Source organism: Pontibacterium sinense (genome assembly GCF_015209595.1).
Lineage (GTDB): Bacteria > Pseudomonadota > Gammaproteobacteria > Pseudomonadales > Balneatricaceae > Pontibacterium > Pontibacterium sinense.
Map to the genome: position 1 here is coordinate 29447 of NZ_JADEYS010000026.1, position 18615 is coordinate 48061.

An 18615-nucleotide genomic window follows, 5' to 3' on the forward strand; every position below is an offset into this window, starting at 1 on the left:
AATATTATGAAAACAATTCTTTGCGCCTTAATCATCGGCATCACGATACTAACGGCTGGATGTGCAAACAAGCAGGCAAATACACGGTCACGCGATGCTCAAGTCGATGTGGTAAGCGAATTAACAAAGGCTCGCAAGCCTCTCTTTGATAAGCTTGTTTCTCCGTTGTCTAAAGATAAACCGATTATTTCTGCCAGCTTTGCAAATATTGACGATCTAACTACATCTTCAACATTCGGACGAATGGCATCAGAAGTGATCTCATCGGGTATGACTGCACGCGGGTACCGTGTTATAGAAGTGAAGATGCGCGACAGCCTGTTTATCAAACAGCGTGCAGGAGAGTTTATGTTGTCACGAAACCTACAAAACATCTCAGAAGAGCATGACGCCCAAGCAGTTATGCTAGGTACGTACGCTATCGGCGGTAATAGCCTATATGTTAACGCACGCCTAGTTCGGACGATTGATAACATTATCATAGGATCACATGACTTTATGTTACCTCTGAATAACGATCTGCAGCATCTATTAGGAATTGGTCGAACTAGAAGGTAGACCATCCTATTAAGTTTAGTAATTCGGACCTGATCTGACAGTTACCGAACAATCTGTAATGTGACTGTCAGGTCAAAATCACTTCAGCTTCTTCTCCAGACCGACTTCCCATCAAGTAATGTTTCCTGTGACGTTCTGCCATTGCACATTTTGCCCTGATTCGTACGTTCAGTGTTGTAATAATCGATCCATATATCCAGATCTTTCTGGAGTTCTTCGATGCTTCCATACGGCTTTCTTACGAACAGTCACCTGATAAAACTCCTGCATCGTCGTCTTATGGAAGCGCTCACAGATACCATTAGTTTGGGGTGACTTCACCTTGGTCTTGGTGTAATCAATATCATTAATCGCCAGATAAAGCTGATAGTCATGCTGCTTGGCATTACCACAATACTCCTTAACTCGGTCGGTCAAGATGCATAAGAGAGGAAGCCCATTGGCCTCAAACAAGGCAAGCACCTTGTTGGTTTTACCCCATTTAAAGCAATGGTGATTAGCATTATCGATAAAGGGGAAGCGCACCACGACCACCAGATCCTTAAGGATTATTAAGGCTTGTATTCGCTGCCAACTGTCAACAAATTAGGAATTTTTCCTATATCGTTATGCGATAAACGAATGTACATTTATTGAGCAGATATAAACTATGGGTTAGGACGATGAATAATAATAAGTGTTGCGACCATTGCGAATATCAGCAGATTCAAGATGTACCTCATGAATACATGAAGGAAATCTGCAAGTTAGAATTAGGAACAATCTACCGTTGTGATGTGTGTAGTTCATCGTGGATGAAGAGTGCTAGTCGAGGCTGGCTGATGCTACGCGTTGGCCATTCGCATTTCAAAACAGCGGTATAACGTCAGTCATTAAGATATCTTTGTTTGCGCCGTTTATAGGATAACTTCCGGTCATCTGTTTGGTCACTTGGCGCTTCGGGTGCGGATTGGACGCTACACCCTTCTCTTTAATTTCTCTACTCTTTACCTCAGTATTGCTTTCAAATCAGCAAGCTCCCTTCTGTACCAACCTTGGGTTACTCCCTAGTTTTTCCATTCATTCCTGGAATACCTTTCGCGGATTTTCACTACCCTGAGGTTATATGTCATTCGGGTATATAGATCGATTTATTATTACAGATCTGTATAAATATTGAGCACGCAACAGTGCTATCATGCGAACAAACATAAGTATCAAACGTTAGTTTGATTGTTTAAAGCACAAGATCCTCTCTCGACACGGCAAAGCCTGAGCAATCAGGTGACGCAAAGTCACGGGTCCCTCTGGGATAGCCGGACCACCGAAGGAGAGCCTCATTCACGGACAATCTATTGTGAGGATCTTAGCTGATGTACTGCAGAGGTCGTCATGAAATGTTCGTCGTTTGTCGCCAACATCAATCTAGTTGGCTTATTGATCATTGGCACTATTAGTCCCGCTTACGCAGAACCTGACGAAACAGGCTTCTCTCCCACTGTAAAAGCCATTCAGTTCGATCACATCTATAGCGAGAGTGGCGCACCGTATCCATTGTATGCAATATCCTCTCCCGACCGTGCAAACGAGCCGTATGTTGAGAGCGCTATTGAACCGAAGAAGAAAAACGCGCATAAAAAGCGTAACTTGCGACGCTTCTATATCGGGCTTCTTACGGTGATGAGTCCGAAGTAATTCTTTTCCGGACATTCAGCACTGGGAGAAAGATGCCGCAGATTGCGGCAGCATTTCATATCCCTTTTTTGCTCATTGCCTTTTCCAACGCACTGAAATTCTGATTCAGATCTTTCGATAGATTTTCCAGCATCTCTTTGGCGTGCTCCTGCTTCAATTTCTCCGAATCGTTTTCCAGAGGTTGTGTGTTGGCGTGACGCACACCACTCATCATTATTTGCCCAGTGGTGGAATCAACCAGTTCGTATTCAAACAGGAACGTTACGTCTTTATCACGTAACCCTAGTGCCAATTCAGCGCCGGACAACACCAAGCGAATCGGGATAGCCTCGGTGATTTTCATATCCTGTAGCGATAAGTTAACGGACGTGATCGCCGGACGGAGTGTTAACACGCCCGCACCTGATGACGCGCTTATCGGAATCCCGCTTGCAGAAGCCTGCTGACTCAATGTGCTATTAATCTTATGCCGTATTTCGTTGAGGACTTTGAGACTAACCTGGTCATTGGGTGTTGGTTGAGGTGCAAAAACAACAGGCATCAGCTTCAACGCATGATAATTGGCAGGCCTGAACTCAGGTGAACGCCAACGCCACACCTGCGTTTCAGATACGACCTCTACAGGACTTAACTGTTCATAGTTTTCCAAAAATCCGGTGGCTTGGGTCGGCTTAGTCGTAACCCCACCGCACGCGGCGAGCAGCGATGTGACCATCAGTGTCGTTGCCAATCTGAATACGCGCATAGACCGTAAATTCCTAGAGTGCGAGTTGGGTATCAGTGTAGCAGCGTCATTAACCCATGCGTGTTAAGAATTGCTAAGAAGTGTATCGAGAAAAGGTTTGCCATGGGGGGGGGGCGAAAAAGAAAAGGCCACCCCGGAGGGTGGCCCAAATGAGGTCGACAGAGATCAACCTGCTTCAGATTACTTCAGACGAGCAAGGCGCAGGTCTGAAGTGGACATGTCGCCGGTCAGCTGAATGCTGCCGATTTTTTCCAATGTATCCGAACGGTGCACGGAGATGTCACTGGACGTACCGCCGATGTACAACGTTTTACCATCGTTGGCCATGTTGATGTTGTAGTAGGTGTGGTCCATCGCCTGTACGTTGATGGTCTCACCCGTTTTCACATTGTGCTTCGACAGCTGATTGAATGATCCGTACATAACGTCTTTGTCATGCGGATCAGTGATCCAGTTAAAGACGATGAATTCGAAGGGCACTTTCTCAATGCTTTCAACTTCACCTGTCTTCATATCAATACGTACATGGCCCCACAGGAAATCGGCTTTGGACTCGTCGCCCGGTGCACCATTCCAGCGGATAGTGAAGTACGGCATGATGAACTCACCCACGTGTTCACCTAAGGAGTGCATAGCAAATGCATCAGGCGGAACCCATTTATCAGGTGCCCGATCCCAGTTTTGCAACGCCTTGATCATGCGGGTTTTGCCATTCTGCGGATCAATGGCTTTCAGGTCACCACCACCCAGAATCACTTCGCCGTTATGCATCGCACCGATCTTAGTGATACGACGATCAACCGGGAAGGTACGTACAGGCTTCGCGTTCAGGCCATCATTCGTGTTGAATACCGCCAGACGCGGCTCCATGGTTTCGAAACGATCCGGCAGTTTACGTACCGGATTCTGAACGGTGTAAAGCTCTTTACCATCGGCACTAACGGCCATAGAGGTAATGCTTTTCACTTGTACATTATCGTAGGACTGCTTAACGGAGAATTTGATATCACAGTTGGTAATATCAAAGCCGTATACGTCTTCCCACTTATTAGTCATCACATACGCAATGCGGCCATCCGGTGACATCGCGATACCACCATTGCCGAACACACCCGGTACATCACAGGTACGAATCAACTTGTTGGTTTCTGTATCAACAATATGCAGCTCGTTTGGACGCGTTACGGTCAGAATGTATTCGTGACCACCCGCTTTCATTCCGTTAATCGTCGCTGGTGCTTCTGCAACGGTGTTGGCGTTGTTACACCCCGTCAGCAGTACAGATGCGCCAATGGCAGTGACAATCGCCGCCTGCTTAAACATCTTTGTCAGTTTCATCTGGCTATGCCTCCATCAGTCTTCAGGGAAGATGCTGTCAATTTTGCGCCAGTCTTCATTGGCCTTCGCAACATCCTGAGACCAGTCAGGGTGGCTGCTCATGGTGTCAGGCACTTGTGCTGGCCACCAGCACGCGTCCGCACAACCGTACAGATCTGATTCCATCGGCTGACAGAGGGAACCCAGTCCACCGAACGGGTCAACTTCCCAACCGGGATCGTTAACTGAGGTACAGCCCACCACGGACTGCATCGCAACAACCTCTTCCACCTCACCCTGAGATGTCGCCTGGTCGAGCATTTTGGCTTTTTTGTTGAACGATTTAAGGTGTTTCATTCAAGAACTCCTTCTAGGAGATACGTAAGCATCGAAGAACGCCGGGTTCTCGAGCATGATCCGCGAGTACGCCTCTACGCCGAAATCAACCCAGTCTCTGAGCAGATCGCAGTAATGGTAGGAAGGCGTCGCAGCATCGCCGTACTTCGCATAACTTTCGTGGTAACAACCACCGGAACAGATATTTCGGATGCGACAGGTTTCACAGCCCGTGTTGCTTCGATCCAGGCGCTGTTCGACAAACTCACCCAAGCGAGTTTTATCGATGCCCTGATCCACATCACCAAAGGTGGGTAACTCAGATCCAGTAAAGCGGTGACACAAGTTAACGCCACCCTGAGTATCAACCGCCAACAAGCCCACACCCGCACCACATGGCAACTGTTTCTTATTGCCTTCGTGCAGATCTGTCATTAGCTGGTGCATGTTGCCGTAGCCCATGATGCGGTGCTCCAGCGCAGCGTCCAGATACTCTTTACCAAGACGTTTCATCCCTGCGAACACTTCCACCATCTCCTCAGAGGTGAGGTTGAATGATGTAATATCGCCGGATGTCACGGGGCCAAAGCCTACTTCTGCGAAACCGAGTCCACTGAGATGATCAAAAATCGCTTCAACATCGGTGATACCCCGCGTCAGAGTTACACGGCAGCCCACCGGGCGCGCTGTGTAGCGGGATAACAGCATGTCGACTTTCTTTTTGACGACATCATAGGTTCCCTGACCGCCCACCGTAATACGGTTTTTATCGTGCATCGCTTTTGGCCCATCCATCGAGACGGTGATGCCAAAGCGGTGTTCGTTAAACCAGTCCACCAGTTCTTCATTCAGCATGGTGGCGTTGGTGGTCATGGTGAAGCTCACCTCTGACTCAAGTGCAGCAAAACGCTCTTCACAATAGGCCACGACCTTACGGATCAAGGGCATATTGGTGAGTGGTTCACCACCAAAGAAGACGATGTTGTACTGACGCTGATTCGGAGATTCCTCCAGTAGCATCTCTACTGACTGAACCGCCGTCTCATAGGACATCTTGTCGCCCTCGGACGGGGTCGTCAGATCTTCCTTGTAGCAGTAGGTGCAACTCAGGTTGCAGCCGGTATTGGTGTTCAGAACAATCGTCGTCAACGGAAAGTTTTTCACTTTCTGTGGTTCGTGATTGATCTGCACAACACCACCGTCTGACAGTACACGCAGAGACTTCAGCTCCTCGATAGTGTCCATCACGTCGTGCGGCTGATAGCGACCATTAAAGCGATCACGGATCATCTGAGCGGTCACCCGTTCCTGCTCAGTAAACAGATCGATCAGCTCGCGGCTTAGACCGTCCAACTCAAATAGACTGCTGGTCGGCACGTGGAACATCATCTTGCGCGTATCTACGTCAACCAGATGCATGTTTGGCTTCACCAGGGATAAAGAACCCATATCTACCTCACCTGTTATTCTTATGTCGCTTGTCGCGAATTTGTCCGGAGGTTTACTGACCGATTACTGAAGAACCGGTTTTACAAAGGTCTGCACAGTGACCAGCAGGTGCGCTTCACCCTGTACGTTGTTGTTACCGTCATTAACGGTACCGACAACAGACAGATTGCCCACGTTGTTGGTCGACATTCTACGTTCAGGGTTCAGACCCGCATCACCCGGTGTAAAAACACCGTCGCGGCTGATCGTACCTGCGTATTTAATGTCATTGTCGTGCTGAGCGATCTCATCAAATGGCTTCAGAGACCAGGCGGCAGGCATGTAACCCAGACGCAGATCATCCTCGGTACCCGGTTTGCCATCAGCGCCCGCAGCGTAACCCACCGCGCGGTATGCAGACTTCAGCTTGGGAATCGGACCGCCGGCGCCACCGATACGTGCAATCGATTCAGACGGTGTGATTTCCACACGTGCAACCTGATCGTAAACCGCCAGTGCAGTTTTTGCGGACGTACGGCCAACCTTGACGTTGATCGCACCGACCTTCGCGGTCTTAGAGGCCTCTGCCAGAACCACAACGCGATTTGCATTACGAGACACTACGTTCAGCATTTTCACGCCGTTGCCCAGCTGCACATTGCCTTTGAGGTTGTTGCCGGAGATAGTGACCAGCTTGCGCTCGCCCTGTTTGATATACGACGGAGTGACCGCAGTAATAACGTTACCTTTGACGGCTTTAACGCTGCCACCAATGATCTCATCATCGCGCTCAAACATACGGCCTTCCAGCGCGGAACCATCGGCGGATGCCGCCAGAACCTGACGTACTTTAACGCCATCAATGGTCAGGCTCGCGCGCCACTCATAACCGGCATAAACAATCGCACGCCCTTCACCACTCAGCGGTGTGCCATCGGCATACTGGCCTTCAAGCGCAACGGTGTAATTATCCGCTGCGGTTTTGCTGACCCGCAGTGATGCGTCAAAGGTGCCTTTACCCGGCATATAACCGGTCATGGCCCAAGTACCGTTCAGTGACTTTTTGTTTACTTTCTGCCAGTTATTCCAGGCATCACTGTTGAACGGGTAATCTTTCGCTAGCTTAGGTGCCACATTGGTCAGCGCAATATCGAACCATGCGCGATCTCGTGCTCCGGCATGGAATTCAGCGGTTGGCTGCTGTCCCATATGGAAATGGATCAGGTGCTTCCATTCATCTTCTGTACGACGCTGCAGTGCGACACGTGCACCGGAATGACAACGAACACAGGTTTCCTGTACCAGTTGATCAAAAGACTCAACGACGTTCGGTTCCTTCTCCAGTAGGTATCGCACACCGTCTGTTTCTGACGGTGCCAGACCCTGTGTATCCGCCAGATGTTTCACCAGCGTGCGCTTCTCTTCCGGAGAGATCACCAAGCCGCGTTGCTGTTGCATGCGGCTAATAGTCATCATCCAGCCTTCAGGTGTTTTACGCTGTTCGCTGATACGTGAGAACGGGGTTGCCGATTCTCCCGTTTCGGTATGACACGACAAACAGCGATCGCGAATGATGCTCTCTGCATCTGCAGCCTGAGCTGGCATCGTCACTAAACCCGCAAGGGCCAGTGCACCAGTTCCCAGAAGTGCGCGCGTTGTCTTGTTATTATTCAAGGCCATCACTCCTTAATAGTTCGTGATTCTAGATTCGCACCGGTAACCGCCACAGCACAGTACTGAAAGCGATATGTTGAGCCTGACCCGCTGATGCAGGCCCAACTGGTGTGCTATCCAAAGTAACCGCATGGTGTAAATAAAATTCCGCGCTTTTGTTCGAAGATGTAGGCAGATGTATCAAGATGTAACAGGCAATCAAAATTGTAAAATAAGCCATTGTTTTGTTTGATATTCTGGAAACCACGGAGTAAATATAAGTACTGATAGCGGGCATCTTAGACAGAAATCGGGTGTTTCGCTCAGGTTTATGTAACGCTTATTCAATTTTGGATCAGTCACTATGGTTCCAGACAGCCCAACCAACGCCCACATCTTAATTGTTGAAGATGACTTTGCCTCCCGCTCCCTCCTTGTCAGCTACTTTGAACGTGAGGGTTACCGGATCAGTGAGACAGAACAAGCTGACGACCTCGTCAAACGGGTAGAAGACGACAATGTAGATCTGGTGTTGCTGGATATTAATCTACCCGGTAAAGACGGTCTGACGCTGACACGGGAGCTGCGGGCTGCGTCTCGCGTGGGCATTATTCTGGTCACCAGTAAGGGCGATGAAATTGACCGCATCGTGGGATTAGAGCTGGGTGCTGACGATTACGTCACAAAACCCTTCAATCCACGTGAGCTGTTGGTGCGCGCAAAGAATTTGCTGTGGCGTGTACGCAGTCAGGATAAAGACCCACGGGAAAATGCCCGCCAGGTCGCAGTATGGAACTTCGAAGGCTGGTCACTGGATGGCAGCAAACGTCTGCTGACAGCATCTGATGAAACCAGTGAACGTTTGCCTGAAGGCGAGTTTAAGCTACTCCATGCATTGATCGCCCACCCTGGACAGGTCTTGTCACGGGATCAACTGATGGATGCTATACACGACCGTGAATGGACACCCAATGACCGCTCGGTTGATGTCCTGGTCGGCCGCTTGCGAAGAAAGCTACGTGATAACCCCGCCGACCCGCACTTTATACTCACCGCCCATGGGGCGGGTTATATGTTTGCCGGTGAGCTGGAGTAACTTTTGATGTCGACCCTGCCCGGCTACCGCATTACCAAGCATCTACATAAAGGCCGGCGCAGTAACGTCAGTCGAGCAATTCGTACGCAAGATGACACCTCGGTGGTGATCAAACAGCTGAATGCCTCGCAGGCAACGGGTGAAGAGATCGGCCTGTTCCAGCATGAGTATGAGCTGCTCTCTACGCTGGATATTCCTGGCGTCATACGACCCCTGACACAAATTCATACCGAGCAGAGTATCGCGACCGTTTTTGATGATCTCGGTGGCAGTTCGTTGCGTCAGGCACTTAACCGTGGTGACCACCCTTGGTATGGCTGGTTACCATTCGCGGTCAGCCTGGCAGAACTGATCGGCCGCATCCACAAAGCCCAGATTATTCATAAGCAGATCTCACCGGACAATATCATTATCGATGAAGCAGATCCGGCGAACGGGCTGCAGATCATCGACTTCACGCAGGCAACCCATCTTCAGCGCGAACAGGCCACCTGGAACTACAACCAGCTAGCGGAAGACACCCTGCCCTACATCGCGCCCGAGCAGACAGGACGCATCAACCGCGCCATCGACTACCGCACGGATTTTTATGGCTTAGGTGTCACCCTCTATGAATTAATGACGGGCCGACCGCCTTTTCGTGATGAAGACCGTATGGCACTCGTGCACAGTCATATAGCCAAACAACCTGATCCACCGCATCTGATCAATCGCGAGTTACCCGAAGTGGTCTCTCAGATCATCATAAAGTTACTGGCAAAGGATGCGTCCGAACGATACCAATCGATCTTTGGATTGATTCAGGACCTGAAAACCTGCGAAGAGGAGTGGCAGCGGAATAAGCGAATCGAAAGCTTTAGCATCGCTTCAGAAGATCGCTCAGAACGCTTCGAAATACCCCAACGACTCTATGGCCGCGCCGACATCATAAAACGGTTGCTGAGCAGTTATGACCGCACAACCCGCGGGCACCAGTCGCTGGTCATGATTTCGGGATATGCTGGCATCGGCAAATCCAGCCTCGTGCATGAGATCCGTCAGTATGTGAATGCCAAAGGCGGTAGCTTTGTCAGTGGCAAGTTCGATCAGTTTCGCCGCAACAGGCCCTATGCAGCGATCACCTTCGCCCTGCAAAGCCTGATCCGTCAGCTACTGACAGAATCGGAAAACAGCATTGCTCTGTGGCGTGCAAAGCTACTGGAAGCACTTGGCGACAACGCACAGGTGTTTATCCGTCTGATTCCTGAGCTGGAGTTGATTGTCGGAAAGCAACCCAACGCACCTAAGCTGGCGCTGACAGAGGAACAAAACCGCTTCTCCCGCTTATTTATGCGTCTGATTCAGACGCTGGCATCAGGAGAACGTCCATTAGTCCTGTTTCTGGACGATCTTCACTGGGCAGATCTGGCATCGATAAGCCTGATCGAAACTATCGCACAACAGCAGTTATCACACTTGATGTTGGTGGGCAGTTTTCGAGACCAGGAGGTAAAATCCACCCATGCGCTTGCCACGGCACTCCAGCGTATCCGCAACGCCCGGACGGAGCTCACAGAATACCGCTTAGAACCTCTGACACTGTCGCAAGTGAATCAACTGATCGCAGATACGCTGCAATACAACCCGGATCGTTGTGCGTCTCTCGCGCGAATCAGTATTGAAAAAACGCAGGGTAATCCGTTTTTCCTCAACCAGTTCCTCACCACCCTCTATGAAGAGGGCCTGATCAGCTTTAATCGCGGGCACTGGGTCTGGAATGAAGAGAGTATTCGCCAACAGGAGATGACAGATAACGTTGTTGATCTGATGGTCAACAAGATTCAGAAGTTGTCTCCGAACACACAAAAAATGTTACAGCTTGCCTCCTGTCTGGGTAGCCCATTCAGTCTGCGTATTTTATCCATCGTACACCAACGTTCACCGCAAGAGACCGCCGCAGATCTGTGGCAAGCGATGGCTGAGCGGCTGATCTTGCCACTCGATAACTACCACCTGCCCCGCCAGCCAAGTGCTGACAGCACCCGGTATCGATTTATTCATGACCGCGTACAACAAGCTGCCTACAGCCTGATATCAGATGCCGCGCGTTTACCGGTACATCTTAAGATTGGTCAGCTGGCGTTGGATAATTTCGATTCAGAGGAGTTCGAGAGCCGGATTTTTGAGGTAACAAACCATCTCAACATCGCACGTGACCTGCTCAAGGAAACAGACGAACGCTTAAACCTGGCGGAGCTGAACTTAAAAGCGGGTATTGGCGCACGTGATGCAGCCGCTTTTGAAACAGCCTATGACTATTTCAATACAGGATTAGAACTACTGCCCTCCAACCGATGGCAAGACCATTACGATTTGACCTTGTTGTTGCATACCAACGCGGCTGAAACGGCTTATATCCGTAATGACTTTGAACAGCTACAACGGCTCATTGAGCACGTTCTGACCAATGCACAGAGTCTGCTGGAAAAAGTACGGATGTACGAAATCCTGATTCAGGCGCACATCTCCCGCAATGCTTTCGACTCGGCATTGGATACAGCACTGAAGGTATTGGATCTGCTGGGGATTACAATTCCAAAGCACCCGAGCAATACCTATAGCTGGGCCAACAAGTTAAAGACTCAGTGGATGCTGAAGCAAACTCCGCCAGAATCTGTGCTTAAGATGCCCGCAATGACATCGGATGCCGTCCTCGCCGCCCTGCCAATCATGGCCAGTATGTTTGGTGCGGTTAAATTCTCCAGTTCCGAGCTGCGCCCGCTGATTATGGCGAAGCAGGTTGAACTGACGCTGAAACACGGTTTAGGCCCGTCTTCAGCACTGGCATTCGCCGGTTACGGTGGCGTATTGTGCGGGCGATACAATGCCATTGTTCAGGGATATCGTCTGGGAAAAACGGCACTGGCCATTGACGAACGCCTGCCTTCCCGGCTCACGCACCATAAAACCTTATCGTTGTTTAATAGCTATATCCGCCACTGGAAGGAGCCTCTGAGCAATACACTTGAGTCCTTACAGAAAGGCTATCATCTCGCACTGGATTGTGGGGACGTAGAATGGGGCACCTATTGTATTGCGGCATACATCCAGTATGCGTTTACGCTTATCAAAGATATGGAAGGCATTCAGCCTCAGCTGGAGCAGTACATGCTTCGCATGCAGGCAACCGGGCAAAAACAATCTGAACAATATTCTAGATTAGCCCTACAAAGCATTGATAATATTAGAGGTATTAGCGATTCTCCAACGCGTCTGGATGGCCGCTACTACTCTGAGGACAGTGCCCTTTCAGACTACAAAGAGAACAACCATCGTACGGCTATCTGCCTGCAACACATGTATAAAGCACTGCTCTTTTACATGTTCGGCGAGTACGACCAGGCCGCATTTCATGGCCGACAGGGTGAAAGTTACATCTCGTCCATTCACGGCACGTATGCTCAACCGTGGCTGCACTATATCAGCGCGATGGCCCAGCTGGCGTTGATTCCCAACACGAATCTCTTGCACCAGCCGGTACGTCTACGCCATATAAAACGAATCCAGAAGATGACTCAGGGCTGGGCGAAGCACTGCCCAACCAACCATCTTCACCACTACAAACTGCTGACGGCCGAACTGGCGCGCGTGCAGAAACGTTATACCACTGCGATGGATCTGTTCGATGAAGCGATCGCTGCCTGCCGCGAAAGTGAAATCATGCTGGATCTGGCGCAGGCCCATGAGCTAGCAGCCCGCTTATATCTCGACTGGAATAAACCCAAGATAGCGGGTTCGTACTTGAATGACTCCGTGAAACTCTATCAGTCGATGGGCGCAAACGCGAAAGTAGAACAGATGTTTCGGGTTTACAGTGAGCTACTGGATCCTCGCGAAACACCGAACACCAACGGCCGAACAATTATTGGCGATAATCATGCCCCGTCAGTATTAAGCAATCAGGCCATTGATATTGCGTCGGTCATCAAAGCATCCCACGTGATTGCAGACGAAATCGTCCTGGAAAAGCTGCTGGGTCGATTGATGACACTGGCACAAGAGAATGCAGGCGCGCAGCGCGCTATTCTCGCACTTAAACGTGGCCCTGCATTATATATCGAAGCCGAGGCGGGTCTGGATCGCGATCCGACATTCTTCAGCAGCATGGCCGTTGAGGATGGCAGCGATAAGTTACCGGTTAATGTTGTGCACTATGTTGCCCGCACCAAAGAAACGGTGGTACTGGGTAACGCTCTGGAGCACGAAATGTTTATGCACGACAGCTATATTCGTACGCATAATCCACGCTCCCTGTTGTGCATGCCAATCTTGTACCACGGTGATCTGACAGCAGTACTGTATCTGGAGAACAATGAGAGTTCAGACGTATTTACACGCGAACGTCTGGAAACCCTACAGATTTTGTCCGCTCAAGCGGCAATCTCCATAGAAAACGCCAAACTTTACTCGAGCCTTGAACAATCAGAAGTGGAATTCCGGTCCCTCTTCGAAAACGCCGTAGAGGGTATTTTCCGAGCATCTTCTGACGGCTCTTTTCTTTCAGCAAACCCGGCACTGGCGCACATTCTGGGCTACGAATCACCCCAGGCATTTTTGGATACGATTACCGATGTCGCGAGCCAGTGCTTCGAAAACCAGGATGCGCTGGATCAGTTCATGGTTCGGCTATCCAGCGAGAATCAGGTGCAGAGCTTCGAAACCCGCTGGCTAAATGCTTGCCAACAGCCACTGGATGTCTCCATCTCAGCCCGGCGAGTACTGGACGATAAGCAGCAAGTACTCTATTACGAGGGCTCGCTCACCGACATTAGCGAACGTAAAAGCCGGGAAGTAGCTGAGCATGAGCGCCTCGCTGCTGTGGTCGCACGAGAAAAAGCGGAAGCCGCAAGTGATGCTAAATCACAATTCCTCGCCACCATGAGTCATGAAATACGCACACCGATGAACGGTATTTTGGGTATGGCGCAACTCCTGCAGCGGGGAGACCTGAGTGCCGAACAAGTACATCAGGTTAAAGCCATCTACAACTCTGGCCAGTCGTTGCTATCCATCCTTAACGATGTCCTCGATTTCACCAAGGTGGAAGCCGGACAGGTTGATCTGGAACATCGAGACTTCTCGTTACAGCAGTTATTGGAGGAACTTCAGGCCATATTGCGCCCCACTGCTGATGAAAAATCGTTGGACCTGATTGTTCGATATGATCACGATCTGCCCGAATGGGTAAACGGAGATCGCCGTGTCATTAATCAGGTTTTGATGAACCTTTGCGGGAACGCACTGAAGTTCACTCAGCAAGGCTTGGTCGCAATCCGCATCAAGCTACTACACAAAGATACGCCGCAATTTCAGGTACGTTTTGAGGTAGAAGACAGCGGTATCGGTATTCCGGTTGAAGCCCATGAAAAGATCTTCCAGCACTTTAGTCAGGCGGATAGCTCCATTACCCGTCGATTCGGTGGTACCGGCCTTGGGTTATCGATCTGTAAACGACTGGTTGAAGCACAACAAGGTCAAATTGGCTGTAACAGCACCCCTGAAAAAGGCAGCCTGTTCTGGTTTGAGATTCCACTTAAGGCTGCGACTGAGACCCATCCTGCCCCAACACACGCGGTTGATATTGGCATTCAGGCGCCCCTGAATATTCTGTTGGTGGAAGATACTGAAATCAATCAGCAAGTCACCGCAGGTTTGCTGGAGAGTGACGGACACACGGTTACAATTGCCGACGATGGATTCACCGCCCTATCGCTACATAGCGATAATGACTACGATCTGATCCTGATGGACATCCATCTACCTGATATGGATGGTATGGAGACGACCCGGCGCATGCGTCAGCATCCAAATGCAAACAAAGCGGCCGCTAAGATTATTGCATTTACTGCGTCAGTAACGGATGCAGAGATCCAGTATTACTATGCTGCGGGTGTGAATGCCGTCCTTTCCAAGCCTCTGCAATTTGCTGAACTAAAACAACTGCTAGCAGAACAAACACCGATGAATCCAAAAACCATGACGGATCACAGCAGCCATACACGGTTAAATCTAGCCCTGTTACAACAACATCGTGAAATGCTGGGTGACGAACAGCTTAGCGTGTTGCTTCAGCGTTTTGTGCAGCAATCAGACGAGCTCTTCCAACAGTTACAAACTTCGTCACAAAGTAGCGAATGGCATAACGTGCAGCAACTCGCACACAAACTGGCAGGCGCCAGCTCCAACTTTGGCCTCGATGAGCTGAGCCTCTTATGTAAAGGAATTGAAACAGGTGATACGCATAATCATGAATCTGTAAGAAAACAGGTAGAACACGCGTATCACATTTATTTGCAAAGCCTCGAAGATCTACGCGGCTTTCGAGTCGTTCAAAGCGAATAGACCGCTTTTGTAAACCAAATCATCCATAGGTGTATCAATTAACTTGCATGATTTTCATCCAGTTAACAACCTCGCTCTAGCCCCCGTTATGCCTGCTATCAAGCGGCTTCAGAGCAATACATTAAATTGAATTGAGTTTGTTTCGGACAATTCAGTATTCACAGCCCTTCCTTTAATCTGTTGAATTAAAAGACATTTCATAAACACACATAAATTTGAGGTCATGCGTTTATCTATGCGCAAGCTGCTGTAACTGAATATTGATCCGCTCCCAACCGCTTTGGCATCACTAGACTAATAATGACGAGATAAATAACCGCAGAACACTAGTCTTTATCAAGCTACATTCTGTATTTTCACACTCCAATTGAACTGTAAATGCGACGTTACACAGCGGCTGGGTTCGGGAGGACTTTATGAAACGTTCAATATCTATGTGGAGAATATTGACGTTAACACTGATTACAGTGCTTAGCAGCACACAGTCTTATGCCCTATCTATTCAGCCAGAACGACCATACTACGGGCCCTTCAGCGTGATATCTCAGTTATCCGTACAGAATGAGTTTCAACTACCATCGGACACGCCTACCGACGTAGATATTAAACCAGCCCATGACGAACTTAACGCCGAACAACGAGACGCACAGAAATCACGTAAGGCCTTAGATATGAGGGATTTTTATCTGAAGCTTCTTATATTGAAAGGACGCGGAAACTGACATGACCGTGTCATCCATAAAAAATGTAAAGCGTGCTTAACGGATGAAAACTACTCAAGCCCGTTTGTTCGCGATGCCGACATCGCTTCACTAAACTGAATATACACTGAACACCCGCCCTGACACGTACAACCCCATTTTTAGAAGGTGGATCAGGTATGAATACCTTGCGGAGAAAACAAAAAGGTTTAGCAACCATTGAATATGCGCTTGCCGGCGTACTGGTTGCAGCCGTTGTCGTCGTTAGTTTCCAATCCCTCGGAAATACGGTTACAGGCAATATTGATAATCTTTCGATTGCAATGAACAGCGGTGCCCCGATCACTCCTAATGGAGGTGGCGGCGATACATCGACAACTACGAGCTCGTCTACTAGTTCAAGCAGCAGCTCGCCAGATAGCGGTGACAGCAGTTCAGGCAACTCCAGTGATACAGCATCCAACAATGCTGGCGGCAGCACAGGTGACACTGGAGGGTTCTCAGGCGGCAGCGACGGATCAACAAATAGCTCTGGTGGGTCCGCAGATGGTAATGGTAGCTCTACAAATGGCACCGGCGGGTTCGCAGGGGGTAACGGTGGCTCTACAAGCGGTACCGGTGGGTCCGCAGGTGGTAACGGCGGCTCTACAAGCGGCACCGGCGGGTTCGCGGGGGGTAATGGTGGTTCTACAAACGGCACCGGCGGGTTCACAGATGGTAATGGTGGCTCTACAAGCGGTACCGGTACCGGCGGGTTCGCAGATGGTAACGGTGGCTCTACAAGCGGTACCGGTGGGTCCGCAGGTGGTAACGGTGGCTCTACAAGCGGTACCGTTGGGTCCGCAGGTGGTAACGGTGGCTCTACAAGCGGTACTGGCGGGTTCGCAGATGGTAACGGTGGTTCCACAAACGGTACCGGCGGGTTCGCAGACGGTAATGGAGCTTCTACAAGCGGCACCAGCGGGTTTGCGGGGGGTAACGGTGGCTCCGCAAGTGATACAGGCGGCGTCACAGGTGGCAATAGTGGCGGTATAGCAAGCACCGGCGATTTGGGTTCTACCGCAGCGGGTATTGAAGGCGAAAGTGGCTCCAGTAATGTTTCCGCCAAGAGCCCTTTAGCTGACTCCAATTCCAATGCAGCGGCTTCATCGGGTAGCGCTTTGTCTTTGGCCTCCAATAGTTCGGGCTCTACAACGCACAAGGCCGCTAAATCAGCGTCTCTGGGGCCTGACTCAGAAGGAGAGTTGGGTACGACGTTCTGGCTCCTATTATTTGGACTATTCCCGTTTTTTTGGTGGATTCTATCCAAACTCATTCGTAACGATGATCGACAACAACCACGTAGCCGACGTCATATTGCAGCTTAGACTTGTATTCAGTCCCCAGCTGATAAAAACTTCTTGAACCTCTGTTCGAAACGCCTCCGAACAGAGGTTTTCCCGTTTAATTGGACAGAGAATTCATTGATGAAGCGCTTCTTCAGTATATTGTTTGCCACACTAATCGCCCTCCATGCGCATGCTGATTTGGAGTGGATATCCCCACTGAGCACCGACCATCCTAATGTTGGTAAAGTTTACGATTTACGGACACAAGAAGCCGTTGAACCTCAATCATTACTGGCTGCATTGAAGAATCATGATGTTATCTTAATCGGTGAAAAGCATGACAACCCTGATCACCATCGCCTGGAACAGATCATATTGGGGACATTAATAAATGCTTCTGACAAACCTTCGGTCATTCTTGAAATGCTTGATGAGAGCCAATCTAATGCCACAACCATAATCCAGGCTTCGGATTCTGACGACGAGCTTAAAAAAACACTTAACTGGAACGAAAAAGGTTGGCCTTGGGAGTACTATGGACCTATCGTTCGCCAAATCCTCTCTGAAGACGCAACGCTCTTAGTGGGTAACATATCGCGCAGCAAAGTTAGAAGCATCTACAAAGACGGCACAGAAGCTTTAATCACTGATTCGCGGTTTAAGACAGTGCTTGAAATGAGCAATACAATCCGATCATCTCTTCTGGACGAAATTTACGAGCAGCACTGTGAAATGATGCCCCGAGAGCGTTTATCACCCATGGTAAATATCCAATTGGCACGAGATGCATATATGGCTGCAGCAATTGATGGCGTGAAATCGTCACAGACGATCCTCATTGCGGGTGGGTACCATGTCCGCAAAGATACGGCCGTTCCGCTGCATCTGCGTCTGAGAAAAAGTAACAAACACCCCTTGGTAATCATGTTGCAAGAAGTTGATCCAACGTTACAAAACAATCAAGATACTCTCCGGGAGATGCAACGTCAGGCTGACTATGTTTGGTTTACTCCTCGCTTCACTGATCGTGACTACTGCAAAGACCTCAAAACAAGTCAGAAATAAATATCCGTTACAGAGTGCTTTATTTTGGCTGGCCGAACAAATGCTTTTAAACATAGAAATATCAGACCAAGACAACAAATTACGAAATACTTCGTATTGCCCTGATACTACTTTAGGTCCTTAATTAACCTTAACTGTTACGGCTTTTCCAGCGAAAGAGCCGACAACAGGCGGGCTTCCTGATCAAAGCCGAAAATCAGGAAATCCGGAGAGCAAGGATGCTCCAGAGCTCTATATGAGCAGATACTGAATACATATTACGATTTTCTACAGTGAAGAGTTGTTCAAAGCCGAAAGACAATTCCTTACTGTCTCGATCCTAAGGGCACGTTA

Annotated in this window: 11 protein-coding genes, 1 pseudogene and 1 riboswitch; of the genes and pseudogenes, 6 read left to right on the top strand and 6 right to left on the bottom strand. The window is 49.4% G+C overall.

Going from position 1 to position 18615, the window contains the following annotated elements; genetic code table 11:
* Positions 1-6 precede the first annotated feature (6 nt).
* Entirely contained in the window at positions 7-558 is a 552-nt protein-coding gene (locus IOQ59_RS19115; RefSeq protein WP_193955073.1) for a FlgO family outer membrane protein, read from the top strand.
* 83 nt (positions 559-641) lie between these two features.
* Here IOQ59_RS19115 and IOQ59_RS19120 read toward each other — a convergent pair.
* A pseudogene (locus IOQ59_RS19120) lies at positions 642-1026 on the bottom strand (integrase core domain-containing protein); the annotation flags it as partial.
* A gap of 765 nt (positions 1027-1791) precedes the next feature.
* Positions 1792-1866, top strand: a riboswitch (cyclic di-GMP riboswitch).
* Between the two features lie 63 nt (positions 1867-1929).
* Between IOQ59_RS19120 and IOQ59_RS19125 the strand changes: the two are divergent.
* Complete coding sequence (locus IOQ59_RS19125) at positions 1930-2232, top strand: hypothetical protein (protein WP_193955074.1); 303 nt, start codon at positions 1930-1932, stop codon at positions 2230-2232.
* 55 nt (positions 2233-2287) lie between these two features.
* Here IOQ59_RS19125 and IOQ59_RS19130 read toward each other — a convergent pair whose 3' ends face one another.
* The 5 genes from IOQ59_RS19130 to peaA form a co-directional block, all read right to left on the bottom strand.
* Positions 2288-2977 (bottom strand): DUF3313 domain-containing protein, encoded by a 690-nt coding sequence (locus IOQ59_RS19130; RefSeq protein WP_193955075.1) that lies wholly within the window; start codon positions 2975-2977, stop codon positions 2288-2290.
* A gap of 180 nt (positions 2978-3157) precedes the next feature.
* Positions 3158-4315, bottom strand: a complete 1158-nt coding sequence (gene peaD, locus IOQ59_RS19135) for a quinohemoprotein amine dehydrogenase subunit beta (RefSeq protein ID WP_193955076.1) — start codon at positions 4313-4315, stop codon at positions 3158-3160.
* A gap of 15 nt (positions 4316-4330) precedes the next feature.
* Positions 4331-4651, bottom strand: coding sequence for a quinohemoprotein amine dehydrogenase subunit gamma (gene qhpC / locus IOQ59_RS19140; RefSeq protein WP_193955077.1), 321 nt, complete (start codon positions 4649-4651; stop codon positions 4331-4333).
* Complete coding sequence (gene peaB, locus IOQ59_RS19145; protein WP_193955078.1) at positions 4652-6079, bottom strand: quinohemoprotein amine dehydrogenase maturation protein; 1428 nt, start codon at positions 6077-6079, stop codon at positions 4652-4654.
* A gap of 63 nt (positions 6080-6142) precedes the next feature.
* Positions 6143-7738 carry a quinohemoprotein amine dehydrogenase subunit alpha gene (gene peaA, locus IOQ59_RS19150; protein WP_193955079.1) on the bottom strand — a complete coding sequence of 532 codons (1596 nt, stop codon included), beginning with the start codon at positions 7736-7738 and terminating at the stop codon, positions 6143-6145.
* Between the two features lie 337 nt (positions 7739-8075).
* Between peaA and IOQ59_RS19155 the strand changes: the two genes are divergently transcribed.
* From IOQ59_RS19155 to IOQ59_RS19170, 4 genes are all read left to right on the top strand, one after another.
* The gene (locus tag IOQ59_RS19155; protein WP_193955080.1) at positions 8076-8807 is read left to right on the top strand and encodes a response regulator; all 732 of its coding nucleotides are present in this window, start codon (positions 8076-8078) and stop codon (positions 8805-8807) included.
* Between the two features lie 6 nt (positions 8808-8813).
* On the top strand, positions 8814-15188 hold the full coding sequence (locus IOQ59_RS19160) for an AAA family ATPase (protein WP_193955081.1): 6375 nt from the start codon (positions 8814-8816) through the stop codon (positions 15186-15188).
* An 880-nt stretch (positions 15189-16068) separates the two neighbouring features.
* Positions 16069-17256 (top strand): hypothetical protein, encoded by a 1188-nt coding sequence (locus tag IOQ59_RS19165; protein WP_193955082.1) that lies wholly within the window; start codon positions 16069-16071, stop codon positions 17254-17256.
* Positions 17257-17355: 99 nt separating this feature from the next.
* Positions 17356-18282: a ChaN family lipoprotein gene (locus tag IOQ59_RS19170; RefSeq protein ID WP_193955083.1), complete on the top strand. Its 927-nt coding sequence runs from the start codon at positions 17356-17358 to the stop codon at positions 18280-18282.
* Positions 18283-18615 lie beyond the last annotated feature (333 nt).